Raw genomic sequence first — 16589 nt, 5'->3', positions numbered from 1 at the left:
AAAACGAAAAATGAAAGCACTCAAGCGATTCGGCGCGGCACTCGCGCTGTGCACAGCAGCAGTCCCTGCGATGGCCGACCAGTTCACTGCTGTGTCCTTTGGTGGCGCCTATGGAGCAGCACAACAGAAACATATGCTCGACCCTTATATGGAGAAAACCGGGCATAAAATACTCTTTGAAAACTATTCCGGTGGTATCGCCGAAATCAAAGCACAGGTAGAGAGTGGCAACATTCTCTGGGATGTTGTTGATATCGAAGTGATCGACCTGGAAAGAGCCTGCTCTGAAGGTTTGCTGGAAGTATTCCCGCATGACACATTACCGCCGGGTGATGATGGTGTTGCCGCCAGTGAAGATTTCTCTCCTCAGGCGCTTTCAAACGAGTGCGGCGTAGGCAACATCGTTTGGACTGTTTTATATGCTTACAGTAGTGACACGATTAAAGGCGGCCAGCCTTCAACGATCAATGATTTTTTCAATACTGAGCAATTCCCGGGTAAGCGCGCGCTGCGTAAACGCCCTCAGGTAAATATGGAATGGGCGCTGATCGCCGATGGTGTGCCAAAAGATCAGGTTTACGATCGACTGGCTACCGCTGAAGGACAACAGCAGGCATTTGCCAAACTGGATAGTATAAAAGATGATCTGGTCTGGTTTGATAGCTGGTCTCAGGCTCCACAGCTTCTGAACGACGGTGGCGCGGTGATGGTGCAGTCAGCTAATGGCCGTATTTTCGATGCGATTCAGAGTGACAAAAAACCGTTTGAAATGGTTTGGGATGGACACATCTATGATCTTGATGTGTGGGCTATTGTAAAAGGCACTAAACACAAAGCATTAGCAGAGGACTTTATCCGCTTTGCCACCAGCTCTAAACCTGAGAGTGGTATGCAGGAAGTTGCCTACGGCCCTACCCGTCAGTCGTCTTACGCTTATGTAGACCCCGCCATTATCCCTAAATTACCGTCTGCGCATCTTGAAGAAGGCTTACAGGCATCTGGTGAATTCTGGGCTGACTACGGCGAATCGTTAGGTGAAAAATTCAACGAATGGCTGCTGAAATAAGACGGTTTTAAAACGCTATTGAATCCATAGACTCTTCGGCTGATAGACACCTGCTTATCAGCTGAAGAGACTCGATTCACACCTTTGCTTTTGTTTGCTATGTAGAGGGCCACCCTATGTCTCAATCTGATCTGAGCATGAACAACAATATGGAAGTTCGATCAGTGCTGACCGCTGAGGAGATGGCACAAAGCCGCAAAATGCAGCGTCGCCGCAAGGTGATTGCGTTTGCCTTTGTGACACCTTTACTGCTATTTGTATTGATTGCCTTTATAGCGCCGATAGGCACTATGCTGTATCGCAGTGTCTATCACCCCACGGTTGCTCAATTAATACCTGACACATTAGACGCACTATCCGGCTGGGACGAGACAACTGATATCCGCCCGGATGACGCGGTACTTAACCGTTTTTCCGTAGAATTAAAGCAACTCGCGATGACACGCAAATCAGGGAAACTCGGCGAAGAGATCAATCGCGCGATGCCTGGCACCTCTAGCGTGATTAAATCAACAGCACGCAAGTTTAAAAAACTGGATACAGAACTTCTTCGTAACGAAGGAGCGACACGCCTACTCGCCAGTAAACCTCAATGGAAAGAGGTTGAGATCTGGAGGGCGATGAAAGCCTCCGGGGCGGTCTTTACCAGCAGCTCTTATCTCACCGCCTTAGATTTAGACCGTAATGCGGCAGGCGAGATAGTTGCACGAGATACTCAGGTATACATTCAGCTTTACCTTAAAAGCCTGAAGATAGCCCTGATGATCACCTTTTTAACAGCGGTCATTGGCTTCCCTCTGTCTTATTATCTGGCTACTGCGTCGCCGAAAACAGCCAACACGCTAATGGTATTTGTCCTGCTGCCTTTCTGGACCTCTCTGTTGGTGCGCACCACATCATGGATCGCACTCTTGCAAACCAACGGCGTTGTTAATACGTTCCTCAAAGCCATTCATGTGATAACCGACCCCATCGAGATGCTTTACACTCAGTCCGCGACGGTCATCGCCATGACGCATATTTTACTGCCCTTCATGATCCTGCCTTTGTATAGCGTCATGAAGGGTATTGATCCGAGCTATTTACGTGCAGCCATGTCTCTGGGTGCTAAACCTATTCCGGCGTTTATTCGTATTTACTTACCCATGACAGTACCCGGGCTTAGCGCAGGCGCCTTGTTGGTGTTTATTATTTCTATCGGCTATTACATTACTCCCGCCTTGGTAGGTGGTACCGATGGCCAGATGATCAGTAACATTATTGCTTTCCATATGCAGTCGTCTAACAACTGGGAATTAGCCGCCGCACTCGGGTCGTTGTTGCTCGCTTTAATTCTTATCCTTTACTGGGTCTACGACCGTTTGGTCGGGGTCAGCAATATTAAACTGGGGTAATGCCATGAAATTCCCAAAATATTTCTCTATCTGGCAAAAAATAGGCATGCATGGATTACGCCTCACGGCGTGGGCTGTGCTGGCGTTTCTGATGATACCTATTTTGGTGATTATCCCATTGTCATTCAACGCCGAACCTTATTTCACCTTCACAGAAGGCATGCTGACATTCGACCCGGATGCTTATTCGCTGAAATGGTACGCTGAAATATTCAATGATGATAAGTGGATGTTAGCGATCAAAAACAGCTTCTTCATTGGCGCATGTGCCACACTCATCGCCACCGTGCTAGGTACCTTTGCAGCCATCGGCTTATCCAATCCGGTGATGCCATTTCAACGCGCCATCATGGCGATGCTGCTCTCTCCGATGATAGTACCGTTGATCATTACGGCGGCAGGGATGTACTTCTTCTATACGCAACTGGGATTATCGGGCAGTTATCTGGGAGTTATTATTGCTCACGCGGCGTTAGGCACACCGTTTGTCATCATTACGGTTAATGCATCCTTATCCGGATTCGATTATTCGTTGATGCGCGCTTCGCTGGGGTTAGGTGCTCCACCTGTTTATACTTTTTTCAATGTCATCATGCCGTTGATTCGACCCGGCGTTATATCCGGTGCGCTGTTTGCTTTTGTGACCTCATTTGATGAAGTGGTGGTCATTCTGTTTTTGGCGGGCCCAGAACAGCGCACTATTCCACGCCAGATGTTTTCCGGGCTACGTGAGCAGATAAACCCGACCATTCTGGCCGTTGCAGTCTTATTGGTGGTTATCTCAGGGCTCTTACTTCTGACGATTGAATACCTGCGTGCACGCGGAGAACGTATTCGCAGCGGTGAGATTTAATGGCAATAATATTTAATAGCGATGAGATTTAATTGTCGCACAGTGCAACTGGCGGTAAGTGCAAAGCGAGCGCCTAACTATGAACCTAGGTAAGGAGCCTGGCTAAGAACCTGGCAAGGCGCTAAGTAAGAGCTTAGATAAACAGAAAACCACTCTCCTGCTTACTGTCGTCGTAAGCGGAAGATAGCGGAAGGCTCTCCATCACTGCTAATGTAAATAGCGTTATCCGGCCCGATAGCAATACCGACAGGCCTCGCCCAACGGTCGCCATTGTCCAGCTGAAACCCTGTTAACAGATCTTCCACACCGACCGCTTTTCCCTGATCAAATTGCACCATGACAACTTTTGGATGGCGACGGCTAGCCCTGCCACCCCAACGCTGGGTTGCCCAGGAACCATGCAGTGCCACCAGCGCATTACCTGATAATTCAGCCAATGAACTGTTTACAGGAACAAAAGCAACTGCCATCGGCGCGCTACGTGCCGCAAAAGTGGCTACTGGCTTTTGCACCTCATCAACAGAACGAGGAGGCGTCCCCGATTGGCAGTCATCGCGCATTACCTGTTCGCCATCATATTGATACCACGGCATACCATGAAATGAACCGGGTTGCAGATGCGCAAACTGCTCCGCTGGCTGCTCATATCCCGAGTGATCCGGGCCATTATTACTGGCGTAGATATCCCCATCATGCGGCGACCAATCAAAACCTACCGGATTGCGCAAACCACTCGAATAAACTTGCCAACCCGATGCAATAGGCTCATCCATCAGCATCACACCACCGCGACGATTATTAGCAGAGTAGCCTTGCCCAAGATATTCATCACTGCAATTGCCACTAATACCCAAGCTCACATAGACACGCTTATCCGGGCCGACTTTAACCGTGCGGCTACTATGCCCACCCACCGGTAATGTCGCTACTTTTTGTAAGTCCTGAATAAGCAGTGGTTCTGATGGCGAATAGTGGCCGCTATACAGCCCTTCTGTACTGGCAACAAAGATACGATCATCTCGAAACGCCACACTATGCGGATATATAAATCGTTGCTGCAGCTCCTGTGGATGTTGGTAAGGTGCAGGGAGTCGATAAACACGTCCGGAACGCGATCCGGCAAATAAACTGCCGTCAGGATGAAAAGTCAGCATTCGCGGCAGATCAACTTCCGTGGTCAGCACTTCGAACACATAACCTGAAGGTACGTTGACTGTATAAGTATTTCCAGCCAACCTGACAGGCTGCGCAATCAAATTGATAGCTGACACAAGGCTACTGAAAGCCCCTAAAGTGCTTGCAGTAACAATCGTCATAACAATAAAACGCAGTCGCTTAATGGACATGATTAACCTCGAACAGTCACGCGAGACATTTGCACGATTGCTCTATTTGTCTACTGCCGGTGATAAAAATTTCTGGCGTGTGCAAAGGTCTGCAAGTATATTTTTGTTTTAGATTACCGCGCTTTTTACGTATTGAACATAGATCTATAATCAAACTTCGATCGTAAACACTGTAGTATTAGTTCAACGAGTATCCCAATAAGCTCTGAAGTATCGAGTCTTTTCTGATCAATTCAAGGAGATGTATCATGAAAATATTTCTATTCACCATACTTAGTTTTTGCTTATCGAGCGCTGCATTTGCTGCGGGAAAAGAGGTTACCTATACCATTAACGATCAATCCTACCAGGGCTATTACGTTAGCCCTTCGGCAGATGCGCCACTGGTATTACTTATACACGACTGGGATGGTTTAACCGATTATGAAGTTAAACGTGCCGACATGCTGGCCGAAATGGGTTATAGCGTGTTTGCCGCTGATCTGTTCGGCGCAGGTGTTCGCCCAACCAAAATGGAAGACAAACGCCAGCATACCGGTGAGCTTTATAAAGACCGAACCAAGATGAACAGCCTGATGAGTGGCGCACTCGATGTCGCAAAAGAACAAGGTGCTAACACAGCTAACACGGTGGTGATGGGTTATTGTTTTGGTGGTGCCGCCGCTCTTGAGATGGCACGTTCAGGAGCCGATGTAAAAGGCTTTGCTACCTTTCATGGTGGGCTCTCCACACCCGAAGGGCAAGATTACAGCAAGACTAAAGGCAAGCTGCTGATCATGCATGGCAGTGCCGACACGGCGATCACTATGGATCAATTTGCCGCCCTGACGAATGAATTAGAAAGCAGTGGTATTAACCACGAGATGATCACCTACAGCGGTGCTCCACATGCGTTTACCGTTTTCGGATCAGATCGATATCGTGAAGATGCCGATAAAAAATCATGGCAACGTTTTTCTGAGTTTTTAAAAGAAGTGACTCAATAACCTGACATACACGCAAGATACAAATACCCCGTAAACGACAGGAATATGAAATAGCGTCTTTTTATTGTAATACCCATATTGCTGGCACTATGCGGGGTGTATGATCTTTCCTTTTTGAAAAGAAAGACTAAGAAATGGGTGTATTGAATATTCGTCAGGCACAAGGGGATGATCTGGCAGCGCTTCTTGAAATTGAAGAAGCCTGCTTTTCTGGCGACAGGATCAGTAAAAGGCGTTTTCAGCATTGGCTTAAAGCCACTAATTGTGTGTTTTTAGTCGCAGAAGATGCGCAAGGCCTGATCGGTTACGGGCTCATACTGCTACATAAAGGAACACGTCTGGCACGCCTTTATTCACTGGCGATCGCCAAGCGCGGACGCCAGCAAGGTGTTGGCCGGCTACTCATGGATGAATTAGAAAAAAATACCGCAGCACGCGGTAGACTTTATATGCGCCTGGAAGTTGCCACATCAAATGCCGGTGCCATTAAGCTTTATGAAAGCTTAGGGTACCGCTGCTTTGATGAGTATACGGACTATTACGAAGACCACTCAGATGCTTTGCGCATGCAAAAGCGCATACGTTTTATTCAATCACCACAAGCCTACAAACCTACCCCCTGGTACCAGCAAACCACTGATTTCACCTGCGGCCCAGCGGCCTTAATGATGGGCATGGCCAGCCTGAATGCAGACGTAAAACTCAGTCAGGAGCTGGAGCTGGATATCTGGCGTGAAGCCACGACTATTTTTATGACTTCTGGCCATGGCGGATGTCACCCCCTGGGGCTTGCGCTAGCAGCTCATCGACGAGGATTCGAGGCCACGACGTATATCAACTCACGCCATCCTTTATTTATCGAAGGTGTTCGCTCTGAACATAAAAAGGCGGTCATGAGTGCTGTCGATCAGCAATTTCACCAAAAAGCTGAAGCCGAGGGTGTAAACACTGTTTTTGCCGATGTGACACAGAATCAAATTCAGAATTGGCTCACGCAAGGTTACGCTGTGCTGGTCTTAATCAGCACCTATCGAATGGATGGCCTTAAAGCCCCGCACTGGGTGACAGTGACGGCGGTAGATGATATTTGCTTATACGTTCATGATCCGGATCCTGACGACAAGCATCAGTTGCCGATCGATTGCCAGCATATTCCCATCGCCAGAGAGAATTTTGCAAAAATGTCTGCTTTTGGTAGAGGACGACTGAGAACGGCCGTTATTATTCGTAAATAACAAGATCAGCATTAAATTGCGAACCGCAGAAGCGGAGCTTTGAGCAAAGCCCGCTTCAATTCCCATCCATTAAGCCCTCATCGCTTTATCGTGAATCCGCGCACTTTTGCATGAACACCGCGACTAAAAGCTTTAGTATGCTCTTCCAATAAATCCACTCCGTACAAAATCCCCACGACCAGTATCGATATCTTGATCGCTGCGAATAAGTATCCGGACGAAATAATGACCCCGATTGCGGCCAGCATCCAGATAGTAGCAGCCGATGTCACACCGACGACTGCACCATCTTTTGCCAGCATCACGCCCGCCCCTAAAAAGCCAATACCGGTAATAACCTGCCCGATAACCCTCGACGGATCGATAGCATCGCCATGCAGTTGAAATGCCGTGGCAAGGAATACGTAAGTACCCAGTATTATCAACGAAGAGGTCCGAATCCCTACCGGCTTACCCCTTAACTGTCGCTCCAGTCCAATCAAAAAACCACAGAAAACAGCCGTCGCTATCGCCAGCCAATCATATGGAGCGATAGAAAAAAAATCGTCATTCAATAGCATTAACGACCCCGGTTCTCCAAGCGGCTAACAAACTCCTGCATAATCAACATGTAAAGCTCATTGCCCAGATACAGATCTTCAACTTCGTGATCGATACTCGGATTATCATTTACTTCAATCACATACACCTGATTTTCTTTATGTTTAATATCAACGCCATATAATCCACGTCCGATCATGGCGCAGGCCTTTAACGCCGCATCTAAAACACTTTTAGGTACTTCAAAAGTAGGCAGTGTTTCAAAACCACCGGATTCTGTTTCTTTACCATGACTATAGATCTGCCAATGATCACGGACCATATGATAACGACAAGCGTAAATTGCCCGCCCATTCAATACGCCTATGCGCCAGTCATAATCGGTATACAGATACTCCTGAACCAACACCAGGGCGGTATCTACTAACAGATCCTGAAGCTTCTGCTTGAGTTCATCCCGGGTCTTAACTTTATAAACACCTTTAGAGAAAGAACCCTCCGGCATTTTCAGGACAATGGGGTAGCTAAAACTAGATTCGATATTATCCAGATCTTGTTCTGAAGCACCAATCACCACATGTGTTTTCGGTGCAGGCACACCGTTATAGCTGAAGGCGTCATGTAAAAACACCTTATTACAGCAGCGTAAAATAGAAGTGGAATCATCGATAACCACTAGCCCTTCACGTTCCGCTTTGCGTGCAATCCGATAAGTATGGTGATCTATCGCCGTTGTTTCACGAATAAACAACGCATCATATTGTGAAATCTGTCCAGCTTGATCGGCGGTAATCGTCTCGGCATGAATACCCACTTTAGCGGCCGCTTTAATGAAGAGCTTGATGGCATCTTTATCACTAGGCGGCTGCTCTTCTGCAGGATTAACCAATATCGCCATATCCCAACGCTGCTTTTTACGCGCAGGCGGCGTGCGCCAGACGCGTTCGGTAAATACCTGCAAGTGTTGTAAAAACAGTGCCTGATCAGATTTGCTCAGATGAATAAATGAGCGTCGTTTTACCTGTACCAGCACGCCATTGGCATCCTTAGACAGACTAAAATGCAGGATAGGGGCCGGGTATTTATCAAACATCTGCTTTGCCAGTTTTTTCCATGGCTCCTCAGCAACCCACCCCATGAACGCCATAAATTCAACTGACTGTTCGTCAGATTCAGCATTAAGCGGCTCTGCGTGCAGAAGCTCAACAGGCAAGGCTAGCTGTATTCCGGCCGATGTATCATTCGACAAATCGCGCAGATCATTAATCGTACTGACACTGGGCAACACCTTATGCTGGCGTGCTTCCGCCAACAAAGAACAGTAGTACCCGCGGCTCAGGTAATGCTCGGTATCGCAGAGATTAATCAGCCGTGTTTTTGGCTCATTTCGTTTCGGATAATCTGCCAGATATTGTTCAAATGTAATCACACTGAGCTGATCATTTTCAAAGATCAGATCATCCGTATCCACGACCACGATGGTTTTATACATGCTATGTAGCTCGCTTAATTGTTAGGAGATTTCAATTCCGCCAGTGCTGACAGGATCTGTAAAAATCCCCTGACAGAAGCAATTGGCGCCGATTCGGATAGTGTGTGATAACCCGAGCTGGGTATTTGCAGCGTCGTGCCATCGACTAAACCACCCGAAGCAGAAATAATTCGACCCAGCTCGGTAGAGCCCAGAGATACCGGTGACTCTCCATTTGCTGCACGCACAGCATTCTGTTTGTCGACATACTCATCTTTCATTTGAATGCTGATATTCTCTTGCTGGCATAAAGTGACGAGCTGCTTAGTCAATTCAGTATTGAATGTCGCATTCGCATCTTTGTTACGTAAAACCAAATGTTGACGCTGGGCGGCTTCATGATCCGGGTAAGGACTGGTGTCAACAACGATTAACTGGTTAGTGGTGCCGCCAAACCGGCGGAACCATTCCAGCAGATAACGCCAACTTTTACCCGCCTCCTCCTGAGCCGTGAAAAAAGCCGTGCCCTGAAAGCCTAATTCGAACATATAAACGAGTGCTGCCGCTGTTAAAACATTATCCAACTGCCCGACTAATGCATTGTTTTCGATGCGTAATTTATCGGAAAATGCAACCGGCGTACCTGCCACCAGATGCTCAAGTCCATCAAGCTCGAAAATCAGGTTATTACGGTATTCGCAAATATAAGCGTTGCGAATAAGTCCACGTCCACGATACGCCCCGGACCATGGCTCGTAAGCATATACAGACTCAGCTTCGAAGCGGTTAACAATTTTATTCATTAACTGTTCGCTGACAGAGTTACCCAGCAGGTCGGAACGAGCACCCGAAACAAATGCCGCATACTGAAACTCGTTAGGGCCGGTACAGATCAAACCATGACGATCTACATGCGCCGAAAACATAACGCTATCGGGTTGGTTTCCCTGTGCCACCAACACCCCTTCATACCAGGTCACGTGAGCACCACGCTCTTCCAGCTCACGCTGCAGTACACGAAAAAAAGAGTGCTCAGATCCAACAACACTGGGGCTGCGAATTAATGAGGATAATAAACTGACATAAGCATCGGGAAGGTCCTGCGAAGCTAGGTTATTGGTGACAACTTCGGCAAATAAATCTGATGAATCTAAAGGCATAAAATCCGTCCATAGGAATGGCTAAACGATGCTCACCATATCACACAGATAGTCTGGGCACCCCAACCACAGGGGTAAAAACAGCTAAATAACACGCTTATAATTTTATGACAATAGATTTTTATTGTTGAGCCCGGGTCCTACCAAACTCCTTACAAAACTCCCAACCAAATTCCCTGCTGAACTCTATGGGTTTTCATCTGTCTTAAAACCATATAAAAAAACTGCTTAGCCTGTTTGGCTAAACTTCAAGATAGAGCATTGAGAAGACACTATGACTCATCCTTCTGTTTTTGCTGGATTTTTTTTCATGGTTGGCGGGTTATCACCACTCGCAGCAACCGCTACCCAACTCTTTGAACAATCAGGATCTGTCCCACAGCTTATCCAATTATATACATCCGAAGGCTGCTCAAGCTGCCCCCCCGCTGACCGAAACTTACGAGCGCTGCTGAATGATCCAAAACTCTGGACACAGCGTTTACCGGTGGCTTTTCATGTTGATTATTGGGACTACATTGGCTGGAAAGATCCGTATGCACAACCTCAGTTTAAAGAGAGGCAATATGCGCTAAAAAAATCAGGCGCGATTGAGAGCATCTACACACCAGGATGGGTAGTCGACGGCAAAGAGTGGAAAGGCTTTTTTCTTGGACAGGCACTCCCTGCTCCGCCATCAAGGCAGGGTGGTAAGCTGAAGGTTGAAGTAAATGACAATCAACAGGTCACGGTAAGCTATCAGGGCGTCCCCAATAGTCCCGACAGTGATCCCATCACGGCTCATCTGGTGCTGTTATCATTCAACCAGACATCACATATCACGGCCGGCGAAAACAGTGGCAAAACACTACAACACGATTTTGTCGCCGTTCAAGAGTTACAATCCGTCAATCAAACCCCTGAGTGGCGCTTTTCACTTCCCGGTTCAGACCTGTCAACACAAAAGGCGATGGTGGTCTGGCTAACGTCAGAAAATAGTCCTCAGCCGCTTCAGGCGACAGGCGGCTGGCTTGAATGATCATTCCAGAAGTGGCATTTTTACGTTATAACTAAACCTTACACCTTAACGTAGCGGTCCTATCACTGGACTCTTCAACTGGAGAGAATATGAAACTTATTGGCTCAGGTATGTCCCCTTATGTCCGCCGTATCCGTCTATTCCTGGAGGGCCAGGATTATGATTTCATTAACCTGAACATCTATTCACCCGAGGGCCGGGCTGAACTGGCGTCATACACCCCTGCGATGAAAATTCCTGTTCTTATTGACGAGAAGCAGAAAGTCTATGACTCCCGCCTTATTCATCGTTACCTGAATGAGAAACAGAACAGTGTGCCTCTGAGCTGGAATCAAGAGAACCTGTTAACACTCATCGATGCAGCCAATGACTCTTTTGTCATTTTATTACTGTCGACTCGCTCAAATATAGATACCAACGCCGATTCGCTGATTATTAACCTGCAGAAAGAGCGTATTGAAAGAACCATGCTGCTGTTAGAACAAGCGGTCGAAAATGGAGAGATCTCAGGGTGGGATTATCCTGCTATCTGCCTCTTCTGCTTGCTCGATTGGGTGCACTTCAGGGACCTGCACAATTTAGCAGCGTTTCCACACCTGAGCAGTTTTCTTGGCGCTAGAGCGAATGAGGCCGGAGTTGAAGCCAGCAATCCTCGCAACATTGAGAGCTAAGTGCGATTTTTAGTCTTAATGTTATGAGGTTATTAAAATTTATCGATATTAAGCTACAGTTAGTTCATAGGATATAACAAAAAAAGAAGAACATGGATGAATCAGAATTCTGGCGCACAAAGCATAAGCAAAAGAGTCTTTTTATTTCTATGGCTAACCTGCCATCTTTTCGTGTTTTCTGTAAATAGCATTGCAGAAGACACGGAAGCCACCCTGGCAACTGTTAAATTAACGCCGCAGGAAGAGTCCTTCTTACAAGACCATCCGGTCATTACACTCGGCTCTGACCTGGCTTGGGAACCCCTTGTGACGGCTAACCCAGACGGGAGTATCTCGGGTTATGATGCCGATATATTACAACGAATAAATCAACTCACAGGTGCCAACTTTACGCTGGTCGTCGGTAACTGGGGCGATATGCAGAGCAAAGCCAAAGCTCAAGATATTGACGGGCTGAGTACGAGTGCAATCATTCCTGAGCGCACCTCATATCTTGCTTTTAGCAATCCTTATTTAACGTTGCAAAAATCCCTCTTTGTCTCCAGAGGCAACCCTCTATCCATAAAAAACTCTGACGACCTGAAAGGAAAAACGCTGGCTATTCAAAAAGCCAATCAGTCAGATGTCGAGTTGGCGAAGCAATTTAAACACTCGACAATTCTTTACCTGGACACCTTAGAGGAGCTCCTCTCAGCACTATCAACCGGAGAAGTAGACGCCACCTTTGGCAATGCAGCGACACTCTATTTGGCTAACAAACTGGGAATGCCCTACTTGCAGGCGGCCTTTCATCTGCCGCAGCAGTTGGACCTGGTGTTCGGCATAAGAAAAGACTGGCCCGAAGCAGTATCGATTCTGAACAAAGGATTATCATTGCTCAGTAATCACGAAAAGCTACGCATCCAGACTTACTGGTTCAGTGGTTCGCCACAAGCAGACACAATAAAAGAAAATAAGGCACTGACGCTAAGTAATCATGAGCAATCCATTATAAACAATGCCCCCTTACGTCTTTGTGTTGGCCCCAACTGGCTGCCTTTCAGTAACATCAACTCAGATGGGAATTACCAGGGCGTGACAGCCGATATCATGTCACTGATAGCAGAGCGTTTAGATACAAAGTTCACACTCACACCGACATCCGCGTGGAGCGAATCTATCGATCTCATAAAGCAAAAAGAATGTGACTTCATTACAACGATAACACCGACCAAAGAACGCGAAGAGTTCTTAACGTTTACCCAACCCGTGTTTACATCGCCGATTGTGCTGGCAACACAACTAGATCAATTTTTCATACCCGACCTGACAAGTATTGGCGACAAGAAAATCGCAATAATTAAAAATAGCGCAATACGTTCACTGATCAGAAGCCAATACCCAAACCTTAATATTATCGACGTTAGTTCAGCCCAGTCTGGCTTGGCACTGCTCAATGAACAGAAAATCTTTGGCTACATAGACTCGCTTGAAGTCATCGCACACCAGGTCAATAAAGAGCATTACATCAATATCAAGATTTCCAGCACGCTCTCGCTGAGTTTTGACCTTGCTATCGGCGTACGAAAAGACTGGCCTGAATGGGTACCCTTATTGAATAAGGCGATTCAAGACATCTCCAATGAGGATAAGCAACAGATTCGAAATCGCTGGATAGGTATTACCTATGACAGACCTATCGATTACAAGCTCGTCTCACTCATCATTACGATCTTAGGCGCACTCGTATTTCTAGTCGTTTACCGTTATCGCGTCATCGCCAAATACAACACCAAATTAGAAGACCTTAATCAAAAACTTGCCAAGCAAGCGAGCACAGACCAGCTGACACAATTACCCAACAGATATTTATTAGATAAAGAAACACAAAGGGTAATCGCGGCATCACAACGTTACCAGGAACCCTTTTGCGCCGTGTTATTTGATTTGGACTATTTTAAAAAGATTAATGATAAATACGGGCACCAAGTGGGTGATGACGTGCTGATTCAAGTCACTCAGGAAATGAGTCACTCGATCCGTGAAGTTGATATTTTAGGGCGTTGGGGAGGCGAAGAGTTCCTGTTGATATGTCCAAAAACATCCCTGGACGGAGCAATAAAACTCGCCGAAAAAATCCGCATCCATATCGAGCAACATCACTTTATAGAGGGTCACAAAGTCACATTGAGTGCAGGTGTCGCCGAATTCAACGCGAATGAAAACTATCATTCCCTGCTTAAGCGGCTGGATGATGCACTTTATGTTGCAAAGCACTCAGGAAGAAATACCGTCAGCCATAGTGAAATTGAAACAACGGAAACAACGGAAACAACGGAAACAACGGAAACAACGGAAACAACGGAAACAACGGAAACAACGGAAACTGTATGACGAAAGTGAAATGTTATACATAAATCCTAAACAAAAAAAAACCGGCATCAGCCGGTTTTTTTTAGAAAGTCGCTAATTACTTAGCTAATTTCTGGATCTCTTCCATTGCATTTTTGCTAGAAGAAGTAGCCAGAGCAGTAAAAGCTTCGCCCTGTGTCTTCAGCATTTCGAACAATGCAGTGTTAGCAGCAACGTTGAATTTAACAACGTCTTCTGGAGTTTTCAGTTCTTTAGCTTTTTCTACTTCAGTTTTGAAGAAAGAAGCCAAATCTTCGCCTGCTTTTTTCTGCAGTTCAACAGACTGGTTGATTGTAGCCGCCTGAAGAGTCATCAGAGTTTTAACAGCTTCTAATGGTTTCTGCATATCGATGTTGTTAGTCATGGTATATCCCCAAATTGATAAATTATTTATGGTGCACTGCACAATGACGACTATTCTACCCAGATCTGACGCCGAGTCAATAGCTTTTTTGCTGCACCGCAACAAATATTTTTTTATGGCTAAAATATCGCATACGATGATGACGCTGCTGGGAAATTAAGCGCTGTATTAATGCTGGAGACGACAAAACAGAACGGCAGTCTTTAAAATATGAGCATAAATCCTGGACGAAAAAAAACCCGGCATCAGCCGGGTTTATTTAGAAAGTCGCTAATTACTTAGCTAATTTCTGGATCTCTTCCATTGCACTTTTGCTAGAAGAAGTAGCCAGAGCAGTAAAAGCTTCGCCCTGTGCTTTCAGCATTTCGAACAATGCAGTGTTAGCATCAACGTTGAATTTAACAACGTCTTCCGGAGTTTTCAGTTCTTTAGCTTTTTCTACTTCAGTTTTGAAGAAAGTAGCCAAATCTTCGCCTGCTTTTTTCTGCAGTTCAACAGACTTGTTGATAGCTTCAGCCTGAAGAGTCATCAGAGTTTTAACAGCTTCTAGTGGTTTCTGCATATCGATGTTGTTAGTCATAGTAAATCTCCAAGTTGGTTAGTCAATTAGTTATGGTGCGTTGCACAATGATAGTAATTCTATGCTTATTTAGCCGCGAGTCAAGCCTTTCTAACTGCGCCGCACAAATATTTTTTATACGTAGAATATCGCATAAATTTATGACGAAAAAATGACTACCTGCCTTAAATCCCAAACAAAAAAAACCCGGCATCAGCCGGGTTTTTTAGAAGCTCGGTAATTATTTACCCATTTTCTGAACTTCTTCCATTGCATTTTTGCTAGCTGAAGTAGCAAAAGCAGTAAAGGCTTCGCCCTGTGCTTTCAGTATTTCGAACAATGCAGTGTTAGCAGCAACGTTGAATTTAACAACGTCTTCTGGAGTTTTCAGTTCTTTAGCTTTTTCTACTTCAGTTTTGAAGAAAGAAGCCAAATCTTCGCCTGCTTTTTTCTGCAGTTCAACAGACTGGCTGATTGTAGCAGTCTGAAGAGCCATCAGAGTTTTAACAGCTTCTAGTGGTTTCTGCATATCGATGTTGTTAGTCATGGTATATCCCCAAGTAGGTTAATTAGTTATGGTGCACTGCACAATGATGATCATTCTACTGATATCCAGCAGGGTGTCAACAACTTTGTTGCACTGCAACAAATATTTTATGCTTAAAATATCACATAAATTTATGACGTTCGTGGCGACCAGCATCCAAATAACCTTCCTGAAAACCAGTCTGTTCGGAGAGAGTGCTGAATTTTTTTTCTTAAGCGATTATATTAAAACGTCCAGCTAAGAAGGCCAGTTCATGAAAGCACGTGCAGCCCTGTTAATACTACTCATTTCTTTTTCAGGTGCTTTGCTTGCTGGCACGGCACGCATCGCAGTAGCTTCTAACTTCACGTCTACAGCACAAGCACTGGCAAACCTGTTCAACCAGACATCAGGCCACAATGTACAAGTAAGCTCAGGATCCACGGGTAAGTTATATATACAGATACGCCACGGTGCCCCATTCGATCTGCTTTTGGCAGCAGACATGGAACGACCACAGCGCTTATATAAAGAAGGCTTTGCGGATAGTGAACCCTTCATTTATGCCACGGGGCAGTTGGTATTATGGAGCCGCGATCTTGCTGATGTATCGACTGGCCTTGATGCACTCAAGAGCCCGGCGATAAAACGACTGGCAATCGCCAACCCAAAGACCGCACCTTACGGTACAGCCGCCCGGCAAGTATTAGATAGTTTGCCTTTTGAATTCGCCGGAACACTGGTGACCGGTGACAACATTGCGCAAACTTATCAGTTCGCTGCCAGTGGCAATGCAAACGCCGCTTTTGTTGCGAGCGCACAAATCGTATTAGACCAACGCGGTTACACATGGAGCGTACCCCAGTCGCTGTATTCTCCCCTCCACCAAGGCGCTCTATTACTGATCCATGGCAACGAAAACCAAGCGGCTCATGCTTTTTATCGATTCTTGCGTAGCGATCAGGCAAGATCGGTTATCCAAAACTATGGTTACACCACTGAGTGATCA

16 protein-coding genes are annotated in these 16589 nt (G+C 46.1%); 9 read left to right on the top strand and 7 right to left on the bottom strand.

What is annotated here, in order from left to right; genetic code table 11:
* The first annotated feature begins 10 nt into the window (after positions 1 to 10).
* From BM099_RS02605 to BM099_RS02595, 3 genes are all read left to right on the top strand, one after another.
* Positions 11 to 1066, top strand: coding sequence for an ABC transporter substrate-binding protein (locus tag BM099_RS02605; RefSeq protein WP_090723947.1), 1056 nt, complete (start codon positions 11 to 13; stop codon positions 1064 to 1066).
* Between the two features lie 116 nt (positions 1067 to 1182).
* On the top strand, positions 1183 to 2460 hold the full coding sequence (locus BM099_RS02600; protein WP_198064069.1) for an ABC transporter permease: 1278 nt from the start codon (positions 1183 to 1185) through the stop codon (positions 2458 to 2460).
* 4 nt (positions 2461 to 2464) lie between these two features.
* Positions 2465 to 3313, top strand: a complete 849-nt coding sequence (locus BM099_RS02595; RefSeq protein ID WP_090723945.1) for an ABC transporter permease — start codon at positions 2465 to 2467, stop codon at positions 3311 to 3313.
* Positions 3314 to 3474: 161 nt separating this feature from the next.
* On the opposite strand, the gene BM099_RS02590 is transcribed toward BM099_RS02595, so the two are convergent.
* Positions 3475 to 4659: a PQQ-dependent sugar dehydrogenase gene (locus tag BM099_RS02590; RefSeq protein ID WP_090723943.1), complete on the bottom strand. Its 1185-nt coding sequence runs from the start codon at positions 4657 to 4659 to the stop codon at positions 3475 to 3477.
* Positions 4660 to 4907: 248 nt separating this feature from the next.
* Between BM099_RS02590 and BM099_RS02585 the strand changes: the two genes are divergently transcribed.
* Together BM099_RS02585 and BM099_RS02580 are read left to right on the top strand one after the other, a co-directional pair.
* Positions 4908 to 5645 carry a dienelactone hydrolase family protein gene (locus BM099_RS02585; protein WP_090723941.1) on the top strand — a complete coding sequence of 246 codons (738 nt, stop codon included), beginning with the start codon at positions 4908 to 4910 and terminating at the stop codon, positions 5643 to 5645.
* Between the two features lie 134 nt (positions 5646 to 5779).
* Complete coding sequence (locus BM099_RS02580) at positions 5780 to 6880, top strand: GNAT family N-acetyltransferase/peptidase C39 family protein (protein ID WP_090723938.1); 1101 nt, start codon at positions 5780 to 5782, stop codon at positions 6878 to 6880.
* Between the two features lie 77 nt (positions 6881 to 6957).
* Here BM099_RS02580 and BM099_RS02575 read toward each other — a convergent pair whose 3' ends face one another.
* The 3 genes from BM099_RS02575 to BM099_RS02565 are packed head-to-tail and all read right to left on the bottom strand — an operon-like array spanning position 6958 to position 10051.
* Positions 6958 to 7440: an MgtC/SapB family protein gene (locus tag BM099_RS02575; protein WP_090723936.1), complete on the bottom strand. Its 483-nt coding sequence runs from the start codon at positions 7438 to 7440 to the stop codon at positions 6958 to 6960.
* Positions 7440 to 8912 (bottom strand): RimK family protein, encoded by a 1473-nt coding sequence (locus BM099_RS02570; protein WP_090723934.1) that lies wholly within the window; start codon positions 8910 to 8912, stop codon positions 7440 to 7442. The genes BM099_RS02575 and BM099_RS02570 overlap by 1 nt, the downstream gene beginning before the upstream one ends.
* Positions 8913 to 8926: 14 nt before the next feature.
* Positions 8927 to 10051 carry a peptidase M42 gene (locus BM099_RS02565; protein ID WP_090723931.1) on the bottom strand — a complete coding sequence of 375 codons (1125 nt, stop codon included), beginning with the start codon at positions 10049 to 10051 and terminating at the stop codon, positions 8927 to 8929.
* Between the two features lie 274 nt (positions 10052 to 10325).
* Between BM099_RS02565 and BM099_RS02560 the strand changes: the two genes are divergently transcribed.
* The 3 genes from BM099_RS02560 (at position 10326) to BM099_RS02550 (ending at position 14113) form a co-directional block, all read left to right on the top strand.
* Positions 10326 to 11069, top strand: coding sequence for a DUF1223 domain-containing protein (locus tag BM099_RS02560; protein WP_090723928.1), 744 nt, complete (start codon positions 10326 to 10328; stop codon positions 11067 to 11069).
* A gap of 89 nt (positions 11070 to 11158) precedes the next feature.
* On the top strand, positions 11159 to 11740 hold the full coding sequence (locus tag BM099_RS02555; RefSeq protein WP_090723926.1) for a glutathione S-transferase family protein: 582 nt from the start codon (positions 11159 to 11161) through the stop codon (positions 11738 to 11740).
* Between the two features lie 96 nt (positions 11741 to 11836).
* Positions 11837 to 14113: a transporter substrate-binding domain-containing diguanylate cyclase gene (locus BM099_RS02550; protein ID WP_090723924.1), complete on the top strand. Its 2277-nt coding sequence runs from the start codon at positions 11837 to 11839 to the stop codon at positions 14111 to 14113.
* A 76-nt stretch (positions 14114 to 14189) separates the two neighbouring features.
* Here the strand turns inward: BM099_RS02550 and BM099_RS02545 are convergent, their stop codons facing one another.
* The 3 genes from BM099_RS02545 to BM099_RS02535 form a co-directional block, all read right to left on the bottom strand.
* Positions 14190 to 14495 (bottom strand): hypothetical protein, encoded by a 306-nt coding sequence (locus tag BM099_RS02545; protein WP_090723922.1) that lies wholly within the window; start codon positions 14493 to 14495, stop codon positions 14190 to 14192.
* Between the two features lie 274 nt (positions 14496 to 14769).
* On the bottom strand, positions 14770 to 15075 hold the full coding sequence (locus BM099_RS02540) for a hypothetical protein (protein ID WP_090723919.1): 306 nt from the start codon (positions 15073 to 15075) through the stop codon (positions 14770 to 14772).
* A gap of 220 nt (positions 15076 to 15295) precedes the next feature.
* Positions 15296 to 15601, bottom strand: a complete 306-nt coding sequence (locus BM099_RS02535; RefSeq protein WP_090723916.1) for a hypothetical protein — start codon at positions 15599 to 15601, stop codon at positions 15296 to 15298.
* A gap of 253 nt (positions 15602 to 15854) precedes the next feature.
* Here BM099_RS02535 and modA point away from each other — a divergent pair, with 253 nt between their 5' ends.
* Positions 15855 to 16586, top strand: coding sequence for a molybdate ABC transporter substrate-binding protein (modA, locus tag BM099_RS02525; protein WP_090723911.1), 732 nt, complete (start codon positions 15855 to 15857; stop codon positions 16584 to 16586).
* Positions 16587 to 16589 lie beyond the last annotated feature (3 nt).

Source organism: Neptunomonas qingdaonensis, from assembly GCF_900113275.1.
GTDB lineage: Bacteria > Pseudomonadota > Gammaproteobacteria > Pseudomonadales > Balneatricaceae > Neptunomonas > Neptunomonas qingdaonensis.
This window is presented reverse-complemented; position numbering and strand designations above follow the sequence as displayed.